Origin of the sequence: Sphingobium sp. PAMC28499 (assembly GCF_004795815.1) — a bacterium.
Lineage (GTDB): Bacteria > Pseudomonadota > Alphaproteobacteria > Sphingomonadales > Sphingomonadaceae > Sphingobium > Sphingobium yanoikuyae.
The window spans coordinates 1,086,417-1,105,276 of sequence record NZ_CP039248.1 but is presented as its reverse complement, the minus strand read 5'-3'; the positions used below and the strand labels follow the sequence as shown (position 1 = coordinate 1,105,276).

28 protein-coding genes are annotated in these 18,860 nt (G+C 61.2%); 14 read left to right on the top strand and 14 right to left on the bottom strand.

Annotated features, from left to right (window positions below; genetic code table 11):
- Window positions 1-10: 10 nt before the first annotated feature.
- The 6 genes from folE (at window position 11) to E5554_RS22955 (ending at window position 4,041) form a co-directional block, all read left to right on the top strand.
- On the top strand, window positions 11-643 hold the full coding sequence (gene folE / locus E5554_RS05270) for a GTP cyclohydrolase I FolE (RefSeq protein WP_081215307.1): 633 nt from the start codon (window positions 11-13) through the stop codon (window positions 641-643).
- A 277-nt stretch (window positions 644-920) separates the two neighbouring features.
- Window positions 921-1,604 (top strand): FAD-dependent oxidoreductase, encoded by a 684-nt coding sequence (locus tag E5554_RS05265; protein ID WP_235654631.1) that lies wholly within the window; start codon window positions 921-923, stop codon window positions 1,602-1,604.
- The gene (locus E5554_RS05260; protein WP_122928591.1) at window positions 1,601-2,359 is read left to right on the top strand and encodes an SDR family NAD(P)-dependent oxidoreductase; all 759 of its coding nucleotides are present in this window, start codon (window positions 1,601-1,603) and stop codon (window positions 2,357-2,359) included. The genes E5554_RS05265 and E5554_RS05260 overlap by 4 nt, the downstream gene beginning before the upstream one ends.
- A 91-nt stretch (window positions 2,360-2,450) precedes the next feature.
- On the top strand, window positions 2,451-2,990 hold the full coding sequence (locus tag E5554_RS05255; protein ID WP_080993714.1) for a lipocalin family protein: 540 nt from the start codon (window positions 2,451-2,453) through the stop codon (window positions 2,988-2,990).
- A 126-nt stretch (window positions 2,991-3,116) separates the two neighbouring features.
- Window positions 3,117-3,518: a hydroxyisourate hydrolase gene (gene uraH / locus E5554_RS05250; RefSeq protein WP_097385151.1), complete on the top strand. Its 402-nt coding sequence runs from the start codon at window positions 3,117-3,119 to the stop codon at window positions 3,516-3,518.
- A gap of 355 nt (window positions 3,519-3,873) precedes the next feature.
- Complete coding sequence (locus E5554_RS22955) at window positions 3,874-4,041, top strand: DUF6771 family protein (RefSeq protein ID WP_164488918.1); 168 nt, start codon at window positions 3,874-3,876, stop codon at window positions 4,039-4,041.
- Between the two features lie 15 nt (window positions 4,042-4,056).
- Here the strand turns inward: E5554_RS22955 and E5554_RS05245 are convergent, their stop codons facing one another.
- The 9 genes from E5554_RS05245 to E5554_RS05205 form a co-directional block, all read right to left on the bottom strand.
- Window positions 4,057-4,986 (bottom strand): HEPN domain-containing protein, encoded by a 930-nt coding sequence (locus tag E5554_RS05245; protein WP_136188264.1) that lies wholly within the window; start codon window positions 4,984-4,986, stop codon window positions 4,057-4,059.
- Between the two features lie 54 nt (window positions 4,987-5,040).
- Window positions 5,041-5,529 carry a MarR family transcriptional regulator gene (locus E5554_RS05240; RefSeq protein ID WP_122928589.1) on the bottom strand — a complete coding sequence of 163 codons (489 nt, stop codon included), beginning with the start codon at window positions 5,527-5,529 and terminating at the stop codon, window positions 5,041-5,043.
- A gap of 88 nt (window positions 5,530-5,617) precedes the next feature.
- Window positions 5,618-6,079 carry a hypothetical protein gene (locus tag E5554_RS05235; RefSeq protein ID WP_122928587.1) on the bottom strand — a complete coding sequence of 154 codons (462 nt, stop codon included), beginning with the start codon at window positions 6,077-6,079 and terminating at the stop codon, window positions 5,618-5,620.
- 49 nt (window positions 6,080-6,128) lie between these two features.
- The gene (locus E5554_RS05230; protein ID WP_004209635.1) at window positions 6,129-6,491 is read right to left on the bottom strand and encodes a hypothetical protein; all 363 of its coding nucleotides are present in this window, start codon (window positions 6,489-6,491) and stop codon (window positions 6,129-6,131) included.
- A 60-nt stretch (window positions 6,492-6,551) separates the two neighbouring features.
- Window positions 6,552-7,121 (bottom strand): LuxR C-terminal-related transcriptional regulator, encoded by a 570-nt coding sequence (locus E5554_RS05225; protein WP_136186173.1) that lies wholly within the window; start codon window positions 7,119-7,121, stop codon window positions 6,552-6,554.
- 159 nt (window positions 7,122-7,280) lie between these two features.
- Complete coding sequence (locus E5554_RS05220) at window positions 7,281-7,880, bottom strand: GntR family transcriptional regulator (RefSeq protein WP_136186172.1); 600 nt, start codon at window positions 7,878-7,880, stop codon at window positions 7,281-7,283.
- Complete coding sequence (locus tag E5554_RS05215) at window positions 7,877-8,749, bottom strand: phytanoyl-CoA dioxygenase family protein (RefSeq protein WP_136186171.1); 873 nt, start codon at window positions 8,747-8,749, stop codon at window positions 7,877-7,879. Before E5554_RS05215 ends, E5554_RS05220 begins: the two co-directional genes overlap by 4 nt.
- Entirely contained in the window at window positions 8,746-9,372 is a 627-nt protein-coding gene (locus E5554_RS05210; RefSeq protein ID WP_136186170.1) for an acyl-homoserine-lactone synthase, read from the bottom strand. The genes E5554_RS05215 and E5554_RS05210 overlap by 4 nt, the downstream gene beginning before the upstream one ends.
- Before the next feature lie 114 nt (window positions 9,373-9,486).
- A complete protein-coding gene (locus tag E5554_RS05205) occupies window positions 9,487-10,164 on the bottom strand; it encodes a LuxR family transcriptional regulator (RefSeq protein ID WP_235654842.1) in 678 nt (225 codons plus the stop codon).
- Here E5554_RS05205 and E5554_RS23275 point away from each other — a divergent pair.
- Window positions 10,093-10,452, top strand: a complete 360-nt coding sequence (locus E5554_RS23275; RefSeq protein ID WP_235654846.1) for a hypothetical protein — start codon at window positions 10,093-10,095, stop codon at window positions 10,450-10,452. The genes E5554_RS05205 and E5554_RS23275 overlap by 72 nt on opposite strands.
- Before the next feature lie 1,112 nt (window positions 10,453-11,564).
- Here E5554_RS23275 and E5554_RS05200 read toward each other — a convergent pair.
- From E5554_RS05200 to E5554_RS05190, 3 genes are all read right to left on the bottom strand, one after another.
- Window positions 11,565-11,840, bottom strand: a complete 276-nt coding sequence (locus E5554_RS05200) for an HU family DNA-binding protein (RefSeq protein WP_136186169.1) — start codon at window positions 11,838-11,840, stop codon at window positions 11,565-11,567.
- A 96-nt stretch (window positions 11,841-11,936) separates the two neighbouring features.
- Window positions 11,937-12,116: a hypothetical protein gene (locus E5554_RS23270; RefSeq protein ID WP_247594382.1), complete on the bottom strand. Its 180-nt coding sequence runs from the start codon at window positions 12,114-12,116 to the stop codon at window positions 11,937-11,939.
- A 246-nt stretch (window positions 12,117-12,362) separates the two neighbouring features.
- On the bottom strand, window positions 12,363-12,797 hold the full coding sequence (locus tag E5554_RS05190) for a DUF488 domain-containing protein (RefSeq protein ID WP_136186167.1): 435 nt from the start codon (window positions 12,795-12,797) through the stop codon (window positions 12,363-12,365).
- 435 nt (window positions 12,798-13,232) lie between these two features.
- On the opposite strand from E5554_RS05190, the gene E5554_RS05185 reads away from it, so the two are divergent.
- Window positions 13,233-13,841: a DUF4142 domain-containing protein gene (locus tag E5554_RS05185; protein WP_004209626.1), complete on the top strand. Its 609-nt coding sequence runs from the start codon at window positions 13,233-13,235 to the stop codon at window positions 13,839-13,841.
- A 291-nt stretch (window positions 13,842-14,132) separates the two neighbouring features.
- Here E5554_RS05185 and trxC read toward each other — a convergent pair whose 3' ends face one another.
- The gene (gene trxC / locus E5554_RS05180; protein WP_080604481.1) at window positions 14,133-14,588 is read right to left on the bottom strand and encodes a thioredoxin TrxC; all 456 of its coding nucleotides are present in this window, start codon (window positions 14,586-14,588) and stop codon (window positions 14,133-14,135) included.
- 2 nt (window positions 14,589-14,590) lie between these two features.
- On the bottom strand, window positions 14,591-14,773 hold the full coding sequence (locus E5554_RS05175) for a DUF3008 family protein (protein ID WP_136186166.1): 183 nt from the start codon (window positions 14,771-14,773) through the stop codon (window positions 14,591-14,593).
- A 354-nt stretch (window positions 14,774-15,127) separates the two neighbouring features.
- On the opposite strand from E5554_RS05175, the gene E5554_RS05170 reads away from it, so the two are divergent.
- The 6 genes from E5554_RS05170 (at window position 15,128) to E5554_RS05145 (ending at window position 18,678) form a co-directional block, all read left to right on the top strand.
- Entirely contained in the window at window positions 15,128-15,448 is a 321-nt protein-coding gene (locus tag E5554_RS05170; RefSeq protein WP_004209624.1) for a DUF736 domain-containing protein, read from the top strand.
- Window positions 15,449-16,181: 733 nt separating this feature from the next.
- A complete protein-coding gene (locus E5554_RS05165; RefSeq protein ID WP_072895440.1) occupies window positions 16,182-16,499 on the top strand; it encodes a DUF736 domain-containing protein in 318 nt (105 codons plus the stop codon).
- A gap of 73 nt (window positions 16,500-16,572) precedes the next feature.
- Window positions 16,573-16,896 carry a DUF6499 domain-containing protein gene (locus E5554_RS23265; protein ID WP_313039205.1) on the top strand — a complete coding sequence of 108 codons (324 nt, stop codon included), beginning with the start codon at window positions 16,573-16,575 and terminating at the stop codon, window positions 16,894-16,896.
- The gene (locus E5554_RS05155; RefSeq protein ID WP_136186165.1) at window positions 16,817-17,395 is read left to right on the top strand and encodes a DUF2285 domain-containing protein; all 579 of its coding nucleotides are present in this window, start codon (window positions 16,817-16,819) and stop codon (window positions 17,393-17,395) included. The genes E5554_RS23265 and E5554_RS05155 overlap by 80 nt, the downstream gene beginning before the upstream one ends.
- Window positions 17,396-17,525: 130 nt before the next feature.
- Window positions 17,526-17,789 carry a helix-turn-helix domain-containing protein gene (locus E5554_RS05150; protein ID WP_063141948.1) on the top strand — a complete coding sequence of 88 codons (264 nt, stop codon included), beginning with the start codon at window positions 17,526-17,528 and terminating at the stop codon, window positions 17,787-17,789.
- 4 nt (window positions 17,790-17,793) lie between these two features.
- Window positions 17,794-18,678 carry a replication initiator protein A gene (locus E5554_RS05145; RefSeq protein ID WP_136186164.1) on the top strand — a complete coding sequence of 295 codons (885 nt, stop codon included), beginning with the start codon at window positions 17,794-17,796 and terminating at the stop codon, window positions 18,676-18,678.
- The last annotated feature ends 182 nt before the right edge of the window (window positions 18,679-18,860 follow it).

Here is an 18,860-nt window from a genome sequence, read left to right as displayed (position 1 = left end):
GAGAGCTGTCATGAATTTCGTTACTGCCGGGTTCGTCCCTATCGATGAGGATAGCTCGAAAAGCGGTCCAGAGCCTCTCTCAGCTCCCCAAGAAGTTCACGATGCTATCCGAACGCTTCTGCGATGGACGGGCGACGATCCTGATCGTGAAGGCCTTCGAGATACGCCTGCGCGCGTGACGCGTGCATGGAAAGAATATTGCAACGGATATGAGATTGATCCAGCCACCTATCTTTCTCGCACGTTCGATGAGGTAGGAGGATATGATGAAATAGTCCTCTTGCGTGACATTCCTTTCCAGTCCCACTGTGAGCATCATCTTGCGCCAATCACGGGAACCGCCTCGATAGCCTACCTTCCCAAGGACAGGGTCGTAGGCATATCCAAATTGGCCCGTGTTCTGAACGGATATGCCCGGCGCCTCCAGGTCCAGGAGCGCCTTACCGCTCAAATTGCGGACTGTATCTGGAACAATCTCAAGCCCCATGGGGTCGCTGTCATCATCAAGGCAAGTCATGGTTGCATGACCGGCCGCGGTGTACGTACCCATGGCGTAACGATGACGACGAGCAAGATGCTCGGCTGCTTCCGCGATGATCCCACAAGCCGTAGGGAGATCATGACACTCATGCAGTCTCAATAAAATGCCTCGCATTGGCATCATCGGGGCTGGCATTGCAGGATTGGCCTGCGCAGGACGGCTGCGTCATTGCGGTGAAATCATGCTCGTCGACAAGGGGCATCGTCCCGGTGGCAGGCTCACAACGGTCGCAATTGGATCATCATCATGGGATTTAGGAGCGCCTTGGTTCACGGCAAGGGATCCCCGATTCCGAACTGAAGTCGGGCGTTGGCGAAAGGCTGGCTGGGTTGCGCGTTGGAGCGACGGCCCAGGGAATGCGATGGTAGGCGTGCCTGCAATGGCCACCTTGGTTCGCGAGCAAAGCCGGCGTTTTGACGTCCATTTTGAGTTCCGGGTTCAATCTCTTGTCAGGGAAGATGCCGGTTGGATGATCCAGGCAGAGGGAGATTGCGTAGGTCCATTCGACACGGTGGTGATCGCCGTTCCGGCTGAGCAGGCGGCACCACTGCTGTCTCTTCACGATCTCGAAGCTGCGCGCGAGGCCGCGTCTGTTAGATCCTCACCTTGCTGGGCGGTTATGGTCGAATTTCCGCATCAACTGGATGTACCAACGCCGTTCGCTACCAACGTCGATATTTTCTCGATGGTTGCATGCAACAGGTCCAAACCTGAAAGGGGTGATGGTGAATGTTGGATATTGCACGCCAACAGCCACTGGTCCCAGGATCATCTGGAATGGTCGCCGCCTGAGGTTGCCGCGTATCTTCTCGACGCCTTTGCGCGACTTTTCCAGATCAGGCTCCCTGCCCCCACATTTTTGAAGGCCCATCGCTGGCGGTTCTCGCAGCCCTATGCGCAGTCGAGCAGGATCATCTGGAATCCAGGCATAGGCTTGGGCGCCTGTGGAGACTGGTGTCATTCACCGACGGTCGAGGGCGCATGGCTTTCGGGCGTCCTGCTCGCTGACGCAATGCTGTCGCAACCGATCGATGCTAGCGTCAATGGAGCCGTCGAACGATGAGCGCTTTGCAAAATGAGACAGGCAAATATCTGGCCCGGCCCGCAACGGCGGCGATATTCGGCGCGAGTGGCGCGATCGGCCAGGCCGTTGCGCTCAGTCTCGCGCAAGGTGGTCGGTTCAGTTCGGTCCACACCGGCTCGCGAAAAGGTCGATCTGTTCCAGCCCCGAACTGCGTGCCCTTCAGCTTCGACCTGGAGAGTGAGGCGTCGATTGTGGCGGCAGCAGCAACTCTGCCAAGCTCGCTCGACCTGATATTTGTCTGCACCGGCATGTTGCACGATCAGGCGGCGGCAATCGCTCCGGAAAAGACGATGCGTGCCTTGGACGCCAAAGCACTCGCGCGAAGCTATTTGATAAATGCTATCGGCCCCGCTCTCATCGCCAAACATGTCCTGCCACGGCTTGCGAAAGATCGACGCGCCATCTTCGCTGTGCTTTCAGCAAAGGTCGGGTCGATCGGCGATAACCGGCTTGGCGGTTGGCATGCCTATCGGGCAAGCAAGGCAGCACTGAACATGATGATCCGAAATTTCGCGATCGAGATGGGTCGGACACATCCCCAGGCCATCGCCGCTGCCCTCCATCCCGGCACCGTAAGGAGCGCCCTTTCCGCTCCCTTCACCGCCCGCATTTCGACCGGAAAAATCTTCACGCCGGAATATGCTGCGGAGCGGCTGCTCGATGTGCTCGATGGGCTTACACCGCAAGACAGTGGCGGGCTGTTCGCGTGGAACGGAGTCCGGCTGCCAGACTAAAGTGGTACGAGCGGCGCGTCTCCCTCCTTCACGGAAACATCCAACATTCGGTGCGTATAGCAGGCAAATTCCAACATATCGTGAAAGCAAGATGCATAGAAAATTGATTATCGGCAGCCTGCTGGCTGCCACGACTCTACTAGGCGCATGCGCGCTCATCCAGCGGCCCGGACCAGTCGGTAACGTTAATGTACCCGCCCCCGCCAAAGCCGTCGACCTCGCACAGTATATGGGGCTCTGGTTCGAGCAATTCAGATATGAGGCACCTTTTCAGAAGGACATGGACGGCGTCACAGCCAACTATGTGATGAATCCGGACGGCACCGTCCGGGTCGTCAACCGTGGACGCCGGGGATCGAAATGGAAGGAATCGGTCGGCAAGGCCAAGCTGGTCGAGGGTAGCGGCAACGCCAAGCTCAAGGTATCATTCTTCGGCCCATTCTATGGCAACTATTGGGTGCTGGATCATGGCGATGACTATAGCTGGTCTATCGTCGGAGAACCCAGCGGCCGCTATCTGTGGGTACTGACCCGTGACCAACATCCTTCGGACCAGATGAAAACCGAGCTTGCCGAGCGCGTCAAACGGTTGGGATATGACTGGAATCTGGTACGCATCACCCGCCAATGATGGCGCGTTTCGGCATTTCTCATAGCGGGAACTGGACGCACTCAGCCCGCTTTGAGCATCGGGCGGGAGGACGTGAGCCAAATGGACGTATGTTGGAAAAGAGCATCGCTTTTCGGGGAGGTCACCATGAAACTAGCTACCTTGGCCGTATTCGCCTCAATCTATGGGTGCAGCGTCTTCCCGGCCACCGCCGCTGAAATTTCCACGCATGTGCTCGACCTTGCACGTGGCACCGGCGGCAAGGGCGTGCCTGTTGCACTGTCCAAGCGCTCGGCGGATGGCGTCTGGCAGCAAGTGGCCAAATCAACGACGGATGCCAATGGTCGTGTTCGTAGCTTCGACGATGGCGGCCTGTTCGACACGGGCGTCTACCGCCTTGAATTCGATATGTCGAAATATCCCGATGAGTCTGCAAATCCCTTCTTTCCTGAAATTGTCCTGACCTTCCGCGTTGCCGACAAAGAGGGCCATTATCATGTCCCGGTGGTAGTCAGCCCTTATGGATACTCGACTTACCGGGGCAACTAATGTGCAGGGAGCGAAGCTCTTGAGATCCGCGGTCGAAGCCAGTTGGCCAAACCGTCGATGATGTGCAGCTGAGGGTTTTAGAGCCAGTACCTATCGGCCTGCGCTTTCTCTCAGTCACCAGTCGGCTAGCGCAAAGGACAGCCAATCGGCGCATATTGAGTGCAATCTTCTTTCCGCTGCAGGGACATGACGTTGAGACATCGGGGATAGCAAAGGCAAGAAGCGCGGTATCCGTGTCCGGCGGCGGCCCACTCACTATAGTGGATCATGTTTTTTGCACCCGCATCGCCGCGCCCCACGGATGTGTGAGACCGATGCGTTGCCTCGATAGCCAAGGCCCGGCATAGGCGCGCATATGAGTGAATTCGTACAGGCCGCCATTCTCGCCGTGATCAAACGCGCCCCGATCTGGATCCGGCAGGATCTAACATCGAAGGATTTAGGCGCCCGTGTCCGTGCGGAGGAGTCGCTCGCCATGATCATTGCCGACGCCATCCGCAAGCAAGGCGAACAGCCCAAATGATCAGGTCCTGGATGTTCAGGCGATAACGTCGGCAGTCCGTTTCAACTCGGCTATCCGTTCAGCGCAGACTTCATGCACCACACGGCCCAGATCCTCGACCTGTCTGCCAAGCCAGCTGAGTTCCGCTTCGCTGATCTTGTAATGCTTGGAATAGCGGGCCTTCACATAAGCCTCTTTGAGCTTTTCCCAGCGTGCCTGATCGATGCGCCGCTCGCGCGGCCAGACATCGACCAGCCGGCGATCCAGCCGCTCTGCCTGTGTGCGCAGGAATCCGATATTATGGACATGGGGCGTGTAGAAGGTCGTGACCAGAAGGATGCAGTGGTATAGCCGTTCTGTGGCTTGGTGAAGGTCAAAAGCAGCATCCTTGGTGTAGCCCTTTGTGATGTCGAACTTCGCGATCTCGAAGCGCTTCATCGCCGCCGGGAACCACTCCTCGAAATATTCCTGCGCCATGGCAAGCGCCTGGTCGGGCGTCTTTGGCTTGGGAACATGGAGCTCGCTGTCTTCGACCTGATAGAGCGCGATGCCGTCTTCGCGCACGTCCATGAAGAAATAGCGGCCATGGGCCAGACCGTCATTCACCTCCTGCAGCGTATGGACAATGAAATTGACCGGGGTACGGATCGCGTGGGTGATCGCCAGTTCGCGATTGAAGCGGTCCTCGAGCTTGAGCCAATAGTCGACCCGCTCGGTCAGCCGCTTGTCATTGACGATGATGAGAATGTCATAGTCGGACTGATAGCCCTTGGCGGTGTGCGGTTCGTCGACCCATCCGCCCCTGGCATAGCTGCCATAGAGAATGATCTTCTCGATCCGGCCGCGCTTCTTCCAGCCATGGTTGGCGAGCGCCAGCGCATCCTCGAATTCCTCGAAAATGATCCGCACGACCCGTTCGAGCTCGCGCTGTTTGTCGCCGGGCAAATGATCCAGATCGGTCCGCATCATCCTATCCTAGCTTAGTCGGCAGGGCGGCTGCAATGAGGGGCCGGCCGTTCGTCACGATGGCTCTTCACGACGTACGATCTGTTCCAAGATCGCGCGCGCTTCAGTTTGCCAATGGTGCATGGCCGCCAGCGCTGCCGGGGATAGTCTCACCAGCTTGCGGCGGCGATCACGGGGATCGGCAAGCCTTTCAATGACGCCGAGCGCTGCCAGCTTCTTGATCCATCTCTGCGCGGTTGCCGGCGCAATCCCTGCGGCAATTCCTACCGCCGTGACAGAGAGGTCGATCCGTTCAAGGGCGCAGGCATAGATGTCGAGCATGATATCCCATGCCGGTTCAGCCGATTGGACAAGCGCGGCATGATCAGCGCGGCGACGGCGCATCTCGCCGATCGATCGGATGAATCTTGCACCCTTCTCGTCCTCCAAAGGAGTAGGGGCTCGGGGCACGCGCCGCCGCTTGGTGCCGGCTAGCATCCTGGCAGGCTTTCCTGGCGCCGCCATGTTGCCAGGTCGGAGCGCCTTGCGCGGTTGATCGGTCATCTCGCCTTGTTTCCGGCATGACGCAGGTCTGACCTGTGGATAAGTCCGGCTCTTGGCCCGACATGCCGCTGCGCTGGGCTTGTGCCTTTTACCCGGCGTGGTCGGCGGCAGGCCGGCGCGACCAGGCCGGGTCGACGCCATGGCGGCGGAGCCGACTGCGATGCCGCGCGGCGGCAGCCGCCAGGAAAAGCATCTGCGGCACGGCCCAGAAGGCGGTGCTGATCCAGTAGAGGACAGGAACGATCTGCGGATCGAGCAACCGGATGACATGGCCCATCACCGCCAGCAGCTGACAGGCCGTGATCGCCATCGGCCAGTAGCGGCGCGCGAACAGCATGATCGCCCCCAGCGCGATCAGCATGGCGAGATCGACCAGGAAGATCGCCGATTGGAAGCCCTCTGGCGGGGGAGGCGCATGGATGGAAATCATGATCGAGGCGAAGGTGCCTGCAAGAAAAACTCCTGCGGTCAGCCGCTCGGGGCTGCCGCCCCGCACCAGGGCATAGCTGCAGCAGATTGCCGAAAGGATGAGGAAGGCCAGCAGGATCATGGTCGCTTGTCCACATTAAGGCTGGCCTTCCCTCATTTGCAAATCGGGCTCAGGCGGCGGCTGCAAGCGTGGCGACAGGCGCAGAGGGCGCTTTGGCCTGCTGGCAGGGCCAGGTCGGACCGAAGCTTTCTGGCGTGGCCCCGAAGCGCTTGGCGATCCGGCCATATTCGGCATGGGCTTCCACGATCGCTGTTCGGCTTTCCATATGGGCATCGATCGCGCGCCGCAGCTTGGCGAGCGCCGGTTCGGCAATGCCGGGCGGAAGACCCTGATCTTCCTGGACCCTGATCGTTGCGATGATGAGCTCGGCCGTCGAGACGATGCCGCTATCGGCAGACTTCTCGGCCAGCTGGATTGCCGCAGCGACGGTCATGATGCCGCTATGGAGCGGATGGTCGGTCGGCTTGGACATGCGCATTCTCCTCGCGCCAGTATCGTGGCGCACCTGCTGTGATGCCGGTGTGGGGAAGGCTCAGTGGGAGAGGCGGCGAAGAAAATCGGCAATGCTGAATAGCATGCCTAGGCCAGCGCTGATCGCGAAGAAGCAGAAGCCGATCGCGATCGCGACCGCTAGAGTGAGAAGCGACCGCGTAACCAGCGTCATCCCGTCCGGTCTCGTTCCATCGAGAATTTCCCGCACGAGCAGGCCGAGATTGACCTGCCCGCGAGGCGGGGTGACGGACCGCCTCTCGCCCTCAAGACCATCCTCCGGCCTGGACCGATCGATGGCGTTCTGGGCGTGTGGCACAGCTGCTGCAGGATCGGCCTGATCGGCTAGACCTATCAAATCGCCCCCTATTTTCTCGGGGGCGCTAGTGGTAGATGGCGGCACGATCCGGGCCAGATGCTCGGCATAGAGCAGGGCCGCATGCCGGCGGTCGCGCGCGCCCAGCTTGACGACCGCGTCGCGGATATAGGTGTTGACGGTGCCGGGCCTGATATTGAGGACGCGGGCAATATCCTCCGAACTTTTAAGATCGCGCACCATCAGCAGGCATTGGCACTCACGAGGCGTCAGCCGATCAAATTGCGTCTCGGTCATGGGTGCGTCTGGAACCTCTCGGCCTTCGGGGTGGGGGCATCTTCCCTCAGGCGATATTGCGTTGCAATTCCAAACGCTTTTCCAGCGATGATCGGGGTCGGGATTGGAGACGCGAGGATGATCGTGCCGGCCTTGACCTTGGCCCCGTCGATTGCGCGATCAGCTGTCGCGAACCGCCTGGGCCAATTGCGACGCGATCGCGCGCCGGCGCTCATGATAATGCTCCAGGAGCGCCTTGAGCGCCTGCCATCTCCCGGCGCGCGCAAATTGGTCGATCCGCTCGATTTCGGCTGGGGCGTCGGCCAGCAATTCGGTTTCCATACGGCGATAGGGGCCAAGCCGCGCCGCCGCATTGGCGACCGCCCGGTCCAGTTCGCCATTGCCGGCCGCCATGCCGATCGAACCGAACAGGATCGCGCTATGATCGGCGATGCCATTATGGCCATGGGGAATGGTCAGTGCGGCCTGGCTAGCTTCGAGCCGTTGCACCGCGATGCCGAGCAGTATCTGGTGCCAGTCGAGCAACTGGCTGATATCGGCGGCATCGAGACGGGGCACATGGAAGCCGATCCCTGCCGTGGCCTGGACCAGCCGCTCGCCCGAAAGGCGATTGAGACTGTCGCGCACAGGGGTGATGCTGACGCCCAGCTCCAGCGCCAGCTTGGTCGCCTCGAGGCGAAAGCCCGACGGCCAGGCACCGGCGATAAGCCGCCGGCGCAGCGCATCATAGGTGGGCTCGAGCACGTGGGCCGGACTCATCTCCCTTCTCCACCGCTTTCCAAATACGCGGCCAGCAGCGCCTCCTGATCGGGCCGCAGCGCATCGATCGCACCGACATGGTCGGGCAGATTGTCACCGAGCAGGATCGACGGGCATTGACCTTCATAATTGCCCAGATTGGGGCGATGCTGGGCATAGCCGACCAGCGCCGCAAGTTCGGGACTGAAATGTCTGGCCACTGCAGGCGGATAGGCGAGCCACTGATTCTCATAGGGCTTGAGCCAACCAAGGCAGTATCCGACCACGATGGCGCGCCTGGCGCCCTGGCTGATATTGGCGCCTGCACAATGGGCCGTCGAGCCAAGAAAGCAGATCGCGCTGCCCGCCGGGCATTGGGCGACGATGGGTTCCTCCTGTTCAGCCCTGGCCATGCCGGCTTCGCCATGGCTGCCGGGGTAGACAAGTGTCGCAACATTTTCGCGGGTGAAGGCATCGAGCGGCCAGATCACATTGACAAGATATTCATGCGCCCCCTTGGCACCCTGCCACATGTCATGATCGCGATGCGGCAATTGCTGGGCTTGGCCGGGCAGTATCTCGATCGCCTGCATGACATTGAGCTGGATCCGGTCGCAGGCGGGCTTCAGCACGGCCTCGACCAGGTCCATGACGACCGGGTTGAGGACGAGCGCCTGCGCGTGGCGCGAGCGCTTGAGCAGGCCGCCAAAGCGCCTGGTCCTCTCGCCATAGAAGCGTCCCTGGCAGAGCGGGGTGGCGGCAAAACTGGGTTCAAGATCTGCATTGAGCGCATGGATGACGTCTGGCGGCAGCGCATCCTCGATGACGCAGTAGCCGTCCCGCAGCAGCGTCTCGCGCATGCTGATGTCGCAAGCCTGTAGGCGCATCATGCGCGCCTCCCATGGCGTGGGGCGCTCAGCTGATATTGAAGCGAGGCATGGATCCCCGCCCGTTCAAGCATGGACGGCGTGCTTGCATCGATATGGATGTGCAGGGCGACGAGTAATTGATCTCGATGCCGAACCGGCTGGCCCAGCGCTTCGCATCGCCAGCCGAATGTCGCGACCTGCGCGAACCAGGAGCGCTCGGCGACGCCGGTGTAGGAGCCGATGCCATTGGCCAGGGCATGATCGACAAGCGCGATCACGAGCTGGTTGCGCGCGTCAAGCCGCTCAGCGGCCCTGAGGTCGCGATCAAGGCAGAAACGGGTGATCTCCCGGACATGGTCGCCGGTCGGGACCGGACCAGCGCACAGATGCGGGAAGATGTCCGCGAGGATATGGGGCCGGTTTGTCTGCAGCAGCCGTGTCGAGGCGCGATGATGCAATTCCGTATCGGTCAGCACCAGATATTGCGCGTCTGGCGTGTCGAAATGGTCAACCTCATAGCGGTCGGCCAGGACCGGAAGATCCCATTTGAGCAGGTCGATGAAGACCCGCTTGCGCGCTTCGAACATGGCGCGGAGCACCATATCCTCGTCGATATGCGGGTCCCGGATGATCGAAGAAGCCATGTGCTGTTCCTGTCATGATTGAACATGCACGCATGACATCATCGCAGCCCGACCCCGCCTATACCCAGAAAGGGGGATGGCACCGCCGCGCGCATCGCGCGGCGGTGCGGTCGATCAGACCCGCTCGCGCCAGCGGAATATGTCGGAAAAGCTGATCAGCCCGTCGAACAGGGCATAAAGGATGAGCGAGGCGCGGTTGCTCGTATCATAGCGGTCGCGCGCTTCCTTAAGATGCTGGATCACCGTCTCCTTGCTGATGCCCAATATCCGACCGATCTCCCAGTTGGTCTTGCCCCGCGCCGCCCAGAGCACGCAGTCGCGTTGCCGATCGGTGAGGCGCGGTTTCTTGATGGGGCGCCGCCACCCCGACAACCGGCTCGCCTGGGCGATGGCAATGGCGCCCAATATGTCAGCGATGATGAGCATCCTCTCAGGGAGCGGGCGTTCTGTGGCGGTGACGAACGTGCAACTGCCTGTGACCGTACCGGGCAGGTGACGCGGGACGGTGAAGCCGTCGACCATGCCATGTTTGCGCCCGGTCTCGAAGGTGACCCGCTCGATCGGCGTAATCGGTATGAGATGTTCGATTTCGCGCCATCGAAAGCCTGACAAACTGCTTTCGCCGGCTCTTCGGACCGGATCGGTCTGGGCGAGGTTGAAGCCGATATAGATATCCGCCCAGCTGGCCGGGTAGCTGTGCACAAGCATTGATGTGCCCGAATGTCCGCCAAGGCCGACGTCGACGCTGAGGGCAAAGCGGTCAAACCCCAGCGCTATGGCGATCCTGTCCATCGCCTCATGAAGGGCGTCTGCGGACAGGGCACGAAGAATGGTCTTGCTGAGCGACTCTATCTGTTCCTGATTCATGACTTGGGATCTGCGCCCATGCCGGCGGGCCCAACCCGTTACGTCATGAAGGCGCCCTTTTCCTGGCTCGGGCCGTTGGCGACGTCCCTCACGCCGCGCCGCGAGCGTTTCTGTCTGCCTTTGGCTGCAACCTCTGTTCCCGAAGCGGGAGGACTCTCCTGGTCCGTGGCGCAACTCTGCCCGAATGACCGCCGGTTTCAAGATGCTTTGTGACAATGATGTGACAGGCGATCGATGGCGGCTCGGCCATCGCCGGCCAAGCTTCATTTCGCTTTCCCGATCTCGAGCCAGATCTCATGCCTCGCGGTCACGATCCCGGTGGCAAGGAAAGGGGGCTGCGGACGCCGCGCCTGCGCGGCGGCGTAGGTCTGGCCGCTTCCTCTCAAAATCGGGAGTGGCCGGCGCTCCCTGCTAGGCGCGTCGCGACCGGTGGCAACTTGCTGCGCAGCTGCTCCATTGCCATTGCGCCCTGACGGTGCCGACGCCCGCTCGAGCGCGCCTTTCCGCTCGCACCCTGCCGCCCCCCCTAATTCCCGCCCTGCCGGTGGTTTGGGCGGGATCAGCATGGCGCGTCACGGCGCCTGCAAAGTCGAGTCGCCTGCCGCTCGTCCAAGATCGACGGCCAGCACAGCCTGATCAAATGGCCATGGGCAGCAAAAACGCTGCCCATGGCTTGACGCGCCCAGAAAAAAATCGCGGCCGCCGCGCGGGGCGGCCTTCCCTCAAGCCATTCTGTTCCCGACCTGATCCCGCATATTTCGCCTTTCCCGACTCGGGCCAGCTATGGTGGCAAAGCACATCGCGGATAAATTTCGATTGCGTCATTATTTCGTGGAAACAATGATCGACCAAGCAGTTATCCCCCTGCAAGTCTCCGCGGCTTGCGCGACCCGACTGGCCCTGCATCAACCGGTGCAGGGTTTTTCGACCCTCTCGGTTGACCTCAGCCTGCCTGCAGTGGGTGGCCGGCTGAGGTTGACTCGATGGCCTCAGGCCATTGCAGATTTTATTCAGATTTTGCTGTTAACAGTCAAATCTATCCAACGGGGCGGCAAGGACTGCGCCAATCTGCTGGATGCCCCGCCTGCCTTTCAGAGCGAAGCGACCCGCCTCAAGGCTGGCGGGGCAAGACCTTATCCCGCTCCAGCCGGAACTGCCCTTGCCTCGCCTCTTGCGAGGTCCAACCTCATCCAGCGCGCGCTGGAACCAGCATTGCCAGCCTTTCGCCGGAAGTCCTATCAGTACGTGCCGATACAGGGCGCGCCGCGATCATCGATTACGGACGAAAACTGTCACGCCGCTTCAAAATGCCGGGGCGCCTGCTATCAGCTGTTGACCTTGTCCTTGAGCGCCTTGGCCGGTTGGAAACCGACCTTGCGCGATGCCGGGATCGTCATCGGCTCGCCCGTCCGGGGATTCTTGCCCTCTCGGGCCGCGCTCTGCTTAACCTTGAACTTGCCGAAGCCTGCAATCGAGACATCTTCGCCCTTGGCTGCTGCGTCCGCAATAACGGCCAAGGCTGCGTCGATAATCTTCTTCACGTCCGATTTGGTGACGCCCTGCTGGACAGCAACGGCTTCTATCAATTCATTTCCGGTCATGGCATCCTCTTTCGCTGGGGGAGGGAGCGTTTTGCCAAACATGCCAGCGGTGGTCGAGCGCACTTCATACTGATTGCAAAAAATACCGCCGCACTCTCATATTCTGGCCGGCCGCGCCAATCGCCGCCGATTCTTGCGAACCGCCTTGCGATAATGGGTAACTGATGCGCTCATCATCGCAGGGGCCGAGGCGCCAAGGCTACCGGTCATGAACTTCCACTGGAGCAGCGCTGCTGCCTCCATCTTCTCTCTGACCATCAACTGCGCTTCGGCCATGGCTGAAGCATTTCCGGACATCAGGCGGGGAAGCCGCATGCCAATGACGGACCAAGCCTCAAGCCCAAGGCTCCAGCAATCAAATGTCAGGGACAGGGATGATGCGGTGCGCATGCCACTATAAGGTCGCCCGTCCGCTGGGGTTCCCGAAATCGAGTAGGATAATCTCTAAAATTCGGCGCCGCACCGGGCCGCCGGAGCTTACGCCACATCGCGCCGGCGGGGTTCTCGCAGCAGATCCGGCCATCAGCCCGGATAGAGGTCGACACGATCAGCCTGTGGCAGGACGGCATCGAGCAGCAAGGTCCGATGGCAGCCTGCCGGATCGCGCTCGAAGCAAAGCAAGGCGGTAGGACGCCCCTTTGCCAGTTCGACCAGTTGCGCTGCCTGGACAATTGCCTCGGGCAGTTCGAGCTGACCTGAATAGATTTCCGCCAGCCGCGCGTGCTGCCTCTTGCGCGCCGCTTCGCGACCTGCCGCAGGGGTCCCAAGTGCCTTGAAACCAACATAGTCGATGCCAGCCTCTCGCAGACCGGCCGCTAGGATATTCTTCGACAATCCCGGGCGGCGCGACAGGGGTAGGGCCCGTACATCTGCCAGGACTTCAACGCCAGCCGCTCTCAGCGCGTCGATCAGTTGCTCCTGGGTCACCCCCTCATAGCCGATGGTGAAAATCTTCATGGTTGGGAAGCCTCAGCCTTGCCACTATTGAGCGCATCAATTGATCTTGGGACCGGCAAGTTCCTGGCGCATCGCTGGGAGCGCCGTTTTCCGGCAAGGCGGGCTGACGCATGAAAGACAAGCATTCCCTAACGGAAAGTATCCAAGACTTGTCGGATTCTTACAAGGCGACTCGCTTGCAAGCTTGTATCTGCTCATGAGCGACCCGAGGCTTTTAGCCTGCTACTGCCCGCCCGGCGCAAACCGGGCGGGCTTTTATTTTGTCGCGCCATTGAACATGGCATGATCTCTGCTGCTGCGCCTCGGTCTCTTCGTCGGTGAAGCAGTAAGCAGATCGATTTTCCGGGATTTTCAGAACATGCTTTGAATCGCCCCCGTCAGCGGAACGGCGGTCGGCTATCGGACGTTCGAGCGACATCCAAAGAGGAGGATGTCATGAAAAATCATCTGTGGATGAGCGTCGCACCGATAGCGGCCCTCGCGCTTGGTGCTTGCAGCCCGAAAGTGGAAGAAAAGGCCGACAACGCATTGAACGATACCGGCGCCGCCGTTTCAGGGGCCGTCAATTCCACCGGCAACGCAATCGACAATGCCCAGCAGGCTCTCATGACGACGCCGACGGGCCAGGAATTTGCGGACGCGGCCGCCAAGAGCGACGCCTTCGAGATCGAAGCCGCAAAGCTGGCGGCAACAAATGCCCAATCTCCTGAGGTGAAGGAATTTGCCAGGATGATGGTCGCAGCCCACTCGGATTCGACCGCCAAGATCAAGGCCGCAGCCAAGACGGCCAGTCCCGCGATAACGCCCAATGCCACGCTGACCAAAGATCAGTCGGAGGATCTCGCGGAGTTGAAGGCACTCAAGGGCACTGAGTTCGACAAGGAATATATTGATGGCCAAGTCGATGCCCATGAAGACGCTCTTGAGCTGATGCGCAAATATGCTGCGGACGGCACGATCGCCTCGCTCAAGCAGGCAGCTGGGGAAATAGCGCCTGTGGTCGAAAAGCATCTCTCGAGTGCCAAGGCGCTCGACAAGGACTGACGTGATGCCGCCTTCGCACGCCGTGCATATCTTTTCGGACAATGAAGAGATGGAGTAGCGACATCTCTCCATGGCCTGGGCCTCATGGCCCCTGCCAGCATGTCTGGCGGGGGCCTATTGACGGGGCGCAGGACAGGCCCTCGGTAGCAGACATCTACACGGAAGAAATCGGGCGCTGTCGGCTTTGAGTCCAGGCTCTGACCGAGCTGCAATTTTGTCGACTTTACCCGCCATCAATATCTTCGCCCGCACGGTCTTTATGATAACCGAGGCACAAGTGGATCGCGCCTGTCAGCCCGGACGCAAAGCTTGCCGTGCCCATTGGACAATTGCCTGTACCGGCATTGCGCCTGATTCTCGGGCAATCTCCTTGCCCTTTTTCAAAATCAGCATTGTCGGGATCGTCCGGATAGCATAGCGCGCCGCAATTGCCTGGTCGGCCTGCGTATCGAGCTTGCCGAGCCGCAACCAGGGCTCCAGTTGCGGAGCGGCCGCAGCAAAGGCTGGCGCCATCTGCCGGCAAGGTCCGCACCAGTCTGCCCAGAAATCCACCAGCAGCGGGATATCGGATCGCAAGGCGTGCGCATCGAAATTACTGGTGCTTAGTGCGACCGGCGCCGCCGCGAAGAGATCGCCACCGCATTTGCCGCATTTCCCGCCGACACCCAATTTTGACGATGGCACGCGATTGAGCACCGCGCACATCGGGCAGGCAATGATCAGCGCCTGGTTGTCGTTACCGGCCAATGTCAGCCTTTCTTGGCGGGCAGCTTCGTGCGAGCTATGCTCGCAAATTCCTCGAGCTGCTTCTCGGTCATCGATTCTTCCATTTGCTTTGAAGCGCCGCGCAACTTCGATTTGGGTTGATCGCCGCGCTTGGCGGCAAGAGCGGCACCGGCCGCCTTTTGCTGCGCCTTGGAGGTTGCAGACATATCCTCATCTCCCAACATCAGATAGCCCAGAAACGCATCATCCCTGCATTGGTGCCAGCATGCCGCCCTCCTGTCCCGACAGTCGAACCAGGTCCACTCGCGGGTTCTCAGGACTGCTGTGAGAGTGCCACAGGCTGTGGATCTTGGCTCGGAGCATGGTGAAGGCAGACCTGACGCCATCTGTCTGCCCAGCCCCATTCTCCCTCATCCTGGCCTTGGAGCAGCGTGATTACCTCATGCCGTCAACCCCGCGAGGAGGTTCCCGGATGCCATAGCCATCCGTGACGTCGGTAATCAGCTGCCCCCTGGGCTTGGACATCGGGAATGGTCCCGAGCAGACAAGGAGATCACATCATGGCTACCATCGTCGCGAACCTCATCGTCAAGGGCGATAGCCTTGAAGGCACGCTCGCCACCCTGACCATCAGTGCCCCCATCACCGTTGTGCCCAACGCCCGCAAATCGAAGGAGGCGGAGCCCGATTACCGGATCATCAGCCGCAGCAATGGTTTCGAGCTCGGTGCTGGCTGGAGGAAATTCGCCCAGTCGACCGGTGCCGAATATGTCTCGGTCGTTCTCTCGGCCCCGGAATTCGGGACCATCTACGGCAACATCGCTAATGCGCCGGGGAATGACCCGATGCGCAAGGTCATCATCTGGAATGCACCGGCCTGATCGATGCGTCCCGGTCCGCCATTGGTGGACCGGGGCGTGCCGACTGACAGCCCGGCAATGGATTGTGGTTCGCGGCGCCCTGCCGCCACGCTCTGGTCGTCGGGCAGATGTGCGCTGCGGTGGGAGAGAGCACCTTCCCTCATTGGATAAGGGGCGGCCCCTGACCATTTTGCTGCGCATGGTCGCGATCGCTGCACGTCTCCATACCGGTCGCCTGCTTGTTGCGCTATCATCCTTGCCCTGCCAGCGGTGAGCGCAATCCAGCAGACAGCGCAAGCCTGCAGAATGATTTGGGGACGGGACAGAGCTGCCGATCTGGTCTGCCGAGATCCTCGTTGCCGGCATCGGCGACAGCTGGGCGCAAGGATTGATGTCCGCCTGATCGAGGACGAGCGCTTGTCAGTCATGGCTTCAGCCGTGCGCGCCGATCCCCGACCCATCCCACATTGCCGATCGTCAAACATGTCCGTTGCCCGTTCGTGCCGCGCCATGGGCCTCTTTCCCTGCGCATCTGCACCAACATCGCCTGCGGCTGGAAGGCTTGCCGCAATGGCGCCGCTCGCAGTTTCTTCCCCGCGGCGCTTCGCGTCGCTCCTCGCGAGCCAAGAAACGGCTGTGGCCCCGTCCTTCGCTTGCGCTGCGGGCCTGACAGCTGCGGCGCCTTCCTGTTGCTGCCCCTCATGCGCATCGAGGCCGCAATGGCGCGGCTCGAGCAACAGAAAAGGACTGGATCATGTCGAAGATCGGCAGCTTCAAGAAGGTCTCGGGCGAATATCGGGGCCAGATCATCACTCTCACACTGCTGGCCAAGTCGGTCCGCATCGTCGAACAGGTCACGACCAGCGAACATGCGCCCACCCACCGCATCTATGCCGGCGAAGCCGAGGTCGGTGCCGGCTGGGTCAAGACCCGCAACGAAGATCGCCCCTTTCTCTCCATCAAACTCGATGATCCCAGCTTCACTGCTCCGATCTTCGCGCAACTTTTCGAGGGCGAGAATGGCGAACATGATCTGGTCTGGAACCGCCCGCCCCGCCGTGGCGCGGACTGACTATGGAAAGGTTCGCTCCCCCAAGGGGGCGAACCGTCCCCATTTGCGGGGATAGCGCCCCCCTGATGATGGAATGGCTGGGCTTTTGCCGCCACGCCAACTTCCCGCCATGGCAGAGCAAACAGGCATGGGTGGCAATGAAGCGGCAGGGCGCCAGCAGCTCGATCTGCCTGGCTTTGCGCAGGAATTTCTCCGCCGCAACCCACGCTACCGCGCCGAATATCATGCGCTTGCCATCCTGCCAGCTGGACAAGCGCCATCGGCGCGGGAGGTGATGGCCCGGCGCTGGGGCCTGAGCTTTCCCCTGTGCCCCCGACATGTTTGCCGCAGCGCAGCCCGCGCTCTGGCATCCGCAGGCGGCGCCGGCGGTCCTCATCCTGGACACCGCGCCGTTTGAGGGCGCGGCTCCTGCTCTCTCCGATTTCGAGGGGCGGCCTGACATTCTGGTCGATCAACTGCTCGAAAACGGGCGTCACATCGTCCTGGCAGACGGCGGCGGTCTGCACCGCCTGTGGCTGCGCCCCGGGCCGGCCGACAGATCACTTGCCTATATGGTCATCAGAGACGACGCGATCGCGCTTCGTCAGGCCATGGTGCGCCGCTTCGAGCGGCGCACGGCGGGCGGCCGCGCCCACCGATCGCCGCCCGGCATTTGCCCCACGTCATTTCAGCGCCAGCGCCTATCCATGCTGCTCGACATACTCGATGCTGCCGGCGCGCGGGACGAAGCCCGGCTGACGACACACGAAATCGCGCGCAGCCATGTCTATGCCCACATGCAGGTGGGGCAGGGCAGCGAATGGAAATCCTCGTCCCAGCGCCGCCGCACCCAGCGCCTCATCGATGAGGCCCGGGCATTGATGGAGGGCGGCTATCGCAGGCTCCTACGCCCCTGAGCGCTACGCGGTGCGACAAAAACCCGGCGATCCAGATAGCCGCTCCACCATGCCGGACGCGCTTCGCCATCCTCCGCCGGACGGTCCGCTGATCTTCGATCGCCGGCCAACCCTTCGATGGAGAATGATCATGAGCGCTAATCGCGCCCTGTCCTCGCCGCAATATCTCAGGACACCCGACGCCGCCCTGCATCTCGGCCTCAGCCCGCGTACGCTCGAAAAGCACCGCTGCTATGGCACCGGCCCGGCTTTTCACAAACTTGGTGGGCGCGTCGTCTATACGATCGACGCGCTCGACAGCTGGGCAGCGCTCGGCTTGCGGCGCTCGACCTCCGATCCGGGTTTAGGTGTCTGCCTGCCCGCCCGCCGGTTCGATGGCCCGGTACGGCGCTGAACCGATGGCACATCATAGCGCTCTCACCGTCCGGGACGAGCCGGACCGCGCGCAGCTCGAGCTGTTCCGTTCCATTCCCGGCAATATCCCGCCCCGAGATGCCCAGGATCTGATGGCATGGCCCTTCTTCAGCCTCGCCAAGTCGCCTCGGACCGTGCCGATCGCCTTTGAAATGGGCCAGACCTGGATATCGGTCGAGGCCGTGCATCAGCATGGCATGGCGACGATCTGGGATGCCGACATCATGATCTGGGCAGCGAGCCAGCTGGTGGAGGCCCGCGACGCCGGCCGGCCGACCTCCCGGCTCATGGCGACCACGCCCTTCGAGATACTCACCTATATCGGACGCGGGACCAGCCGCGACAATTATGACCGATTGAAGGCGGCGCTCGATCGTCTGCAGGCGACCAGTGTCGCGACCTCGATCCGACAACAGCATGAGCGCCGCCGGCACCGCTTTTCCTGGATAAATGAATGGCAGGAGCGGCTCGACGGCAAGGGCCGCCCCCTCGGCATCGAGCTGATCCTGCCAGACTGGTTCTATGCCGCTGTGCTCGATCGTGCGCTCATCCTGACCATCGATCCCGCCTATTTTCGCCTTACAGGAGGTCTCGAGCGCTGGCTCTATCGAATCGTGCGCAAGCATGGCGGCCGACAAGTTGGTGGCTGGAGTTTCGACCTTTCCCATCTGCACGCAAAGTCTGGCGTACTGTCACCCTACAAACGTTTTGCCTTCGAACTGCGGGACATTGTCCGCCGTCAGCCGCTGCCCGGCTATCACCTCCTCATCGACCGGGACAGTGGACGCGAGCGGCTTAGTTTCGCACCGATCGCGCTCAGCGGCTATGAGCGCGCCCTGCGCCGAACCCGTCCGAGGCAGCAGCGATGAGCCGACTTCGCCTCGTCCTATCGGGAACCGGTGGGCTCGTCCTATCAGGAACCCGATCCTCGTCCTATCGGGAACCGGGACCAGCGATAAGCCGCTGGCATCACGTCCGGAATCCCGCCCCCTCTAACCATGCTAATAGGAAGGAATCTTCCAGATTCCTTCTAACGCGGTGCGCCGCGCGC

Excerpts from the sequence above, each read along its gene's own strand:
- E5554_RS23275 (WP_235654846.1), top strand. The coding sequence starts at position 10,093 with ATGTCCGCCAAGGCCGACGTCGACGCTGAGGGCAAAGCGGTCAAACCC.
- E5554_RS05230 (WP_004209635.1), bottom strand. The coding sequence starts at position 6,491 with ATGTCCAAGCCGACCGACCATCCGCTCCATAGCGGCATCATGACCGTC.
- E5554_RS05235 (WP_122928587.1), bottom strand. The coding sequence starts at position 6,079 with ATGATCCTGCTGGCCTTCCTCATCCTTTCGGCAATCTGCTGCAGCTAT.
- E5554_RS05255 (WP_080993714.1), top strand. The coding sequence starts at position 2,451 with ATGCATAGAAAATTGATTATCGGCAGCCTGCTGGCTGCCACGACTCTA.
- folE (WP_081215307.1), top strand. The coding sequence starts at position 11 with ATGAATTTCGTTACTGCCGGGTTCGTCCCTATCGATGAGGATAGCTCG.
- E5554_RS22955 (WP_164488918.1), top strand. The coding sequence starts at position 3,874 with ATGAGTGAATTCGTACAGGCCGCCATTCTCGCCGTGATCAAACGCGCC.
- E5554_RS05220 (WP_136186172.1), bottom strand. The coding sequence starts at position 7,880 with ATGAGTCCGGCCCACGTGCTCGAGCCCACCTATGATGCGCTGCGCCGG.
- E5554_RS05150 (WP_063141948.1), top strand. The coding sequence starts at position 17,526 with ATGAGCGCTAATCGCGCCCTGTCCTCGCCGCAATATCTCAGGACACCC.
- E5554_RS05240 (WP_122928589.1), bottom strand. The coding sequence starts at position 5,529 with ATGACCGATCAACCGCGCAAGGCGCTCCGACCTGGCAACATGGCGGCG.
- E5554_RS05170 (WP_004209624.1), top strand. The coding sequence starts at position 15,128 with ATGGCTACCATCGTCGCGAACCTCATCGTCAAGGGCGATAGCCTTGAA.
- E5554_RS05190 (WP_136186167.1), bottom strand. The coding sequence starts at position 12,797 with ATGAAGATTTTCACCATCGGCTATGAGGGGGTGACCCAGGAGCAACTG.
- uraH (WP_097385151.1), top strand. The coding sequence starts at position 3,117 with ATGAAACTAGCTACCTTGGCCGTATTCGCCTCAATCTATGGGTGCAGC.
- E5554_RS05205 (WP_235654842.1), bottom strand. The coding sequence starts at position 10,164 with ATGGACAGGATCGCCATAGCGCTGGGGTTTGACCGCTTTGCCCTCAGC.
- E5554_RS05165 (WP_072895440.1), top strand. The coding sequence starts at position 16,182 with ATGTCGAAGATCGGCAGCTTCAAGAAGGTCTCGGGCGAATATCGGGGC.
- E5554_RS05155 (WP_136186165.1), top strand. The coding sequence starts at position 16,817 with ATGTTTGCCGCAGCGCAGCCCGCGCTCTGGCATCCGCAGGCGGCGCCG.
- E5554_RS05260 (WP_122928591.1), top strand. The coding sequence starts at position 1,601 with ATGAGCGCTTTGCAAAATGAGACAGGCAAATATCTGGCCCGGCCCGCA.
- E5554_RS05245 (WP_136188264.1), bottom strand. The coding sequence starts at position 4,986 with ATGCGGACCGATCTGGATCATTTGCCCGGCGACAAACAGCGCGAGCTC.
- E5554_RS23270 (WP_247594382.1), bottom strand. The coding sequence starts at position 12,116 with ATGGCCGAAGCGCAGTTGATGGTCAGAGAGAAGATGGAGGCAGCAGCG.
- E5554_RS05210 (WP_136186170.1), bottom strand. The coding sequence starts at position 9,372 with ATGGCTTCTTCGATCATCCGGGACCCGCATATCGACGAGGATATGGTG.
- E5554_RS05265 (WP_235654631.1), top strand. The coding sequence starts at position 921 with ATGGCCACCTTGGTTCGCGAGCAAAGCCGGCGTTTTGACGTCCATTTT.
- E5554_RS05225 (WP_136186173.1), bottom strand. The coding sequence starts at position 7,121 with ATGACCGAGACGCAATTTGATCGGCTGACGCCTCGTGAGTGCCAATGC.
- E5554_RS23265 (WP_313039205.1), top strand. The coding sequence starts at position 16,573 with ATGGCTGGGCTTTTGCCGCCACGCCAACTTCCCGCCATGGCAGAGCAA.
- E5554_RS05215 (WP_136186171.1), bottom strand. The coding sequence starts at position 8,749 with ATGATGCGCCTACAGGCTTGCGACATCAGCATGCGCGAGACGCTGCTG.
- E5554_RS05200 (WP_136186169.1), bottom strand. The coding sequence starts at position 11,840 with ATGACCGGAAATGAATTGATAGAAGCCGTTGCTGTCCAGCAGGGCGTC.
- E5554_RS05145 (WP_136186164.1), top strand. The coding sequence starts at position 17,794 with ATGGCACATCATAGCGCTCTCACCGTCCGGGACGAGCCGGACCGCGCG.
- E5554_RS05185 (WP_004209626.1), top strand. The coding sequence starts at position 13,233 with ATGAAAAATCATCTGTGGATGAGCGTCGCACCGATAGCGGCCCTCGCG.
- E5554_RS05175 (WP_136186166.1), bottom strand. The coding sequence starts at position 14,773 with ATGTCTGCAACCTCCAAGGCGCAGCAAAAGGCGGCCGGTGCCGCTCTT.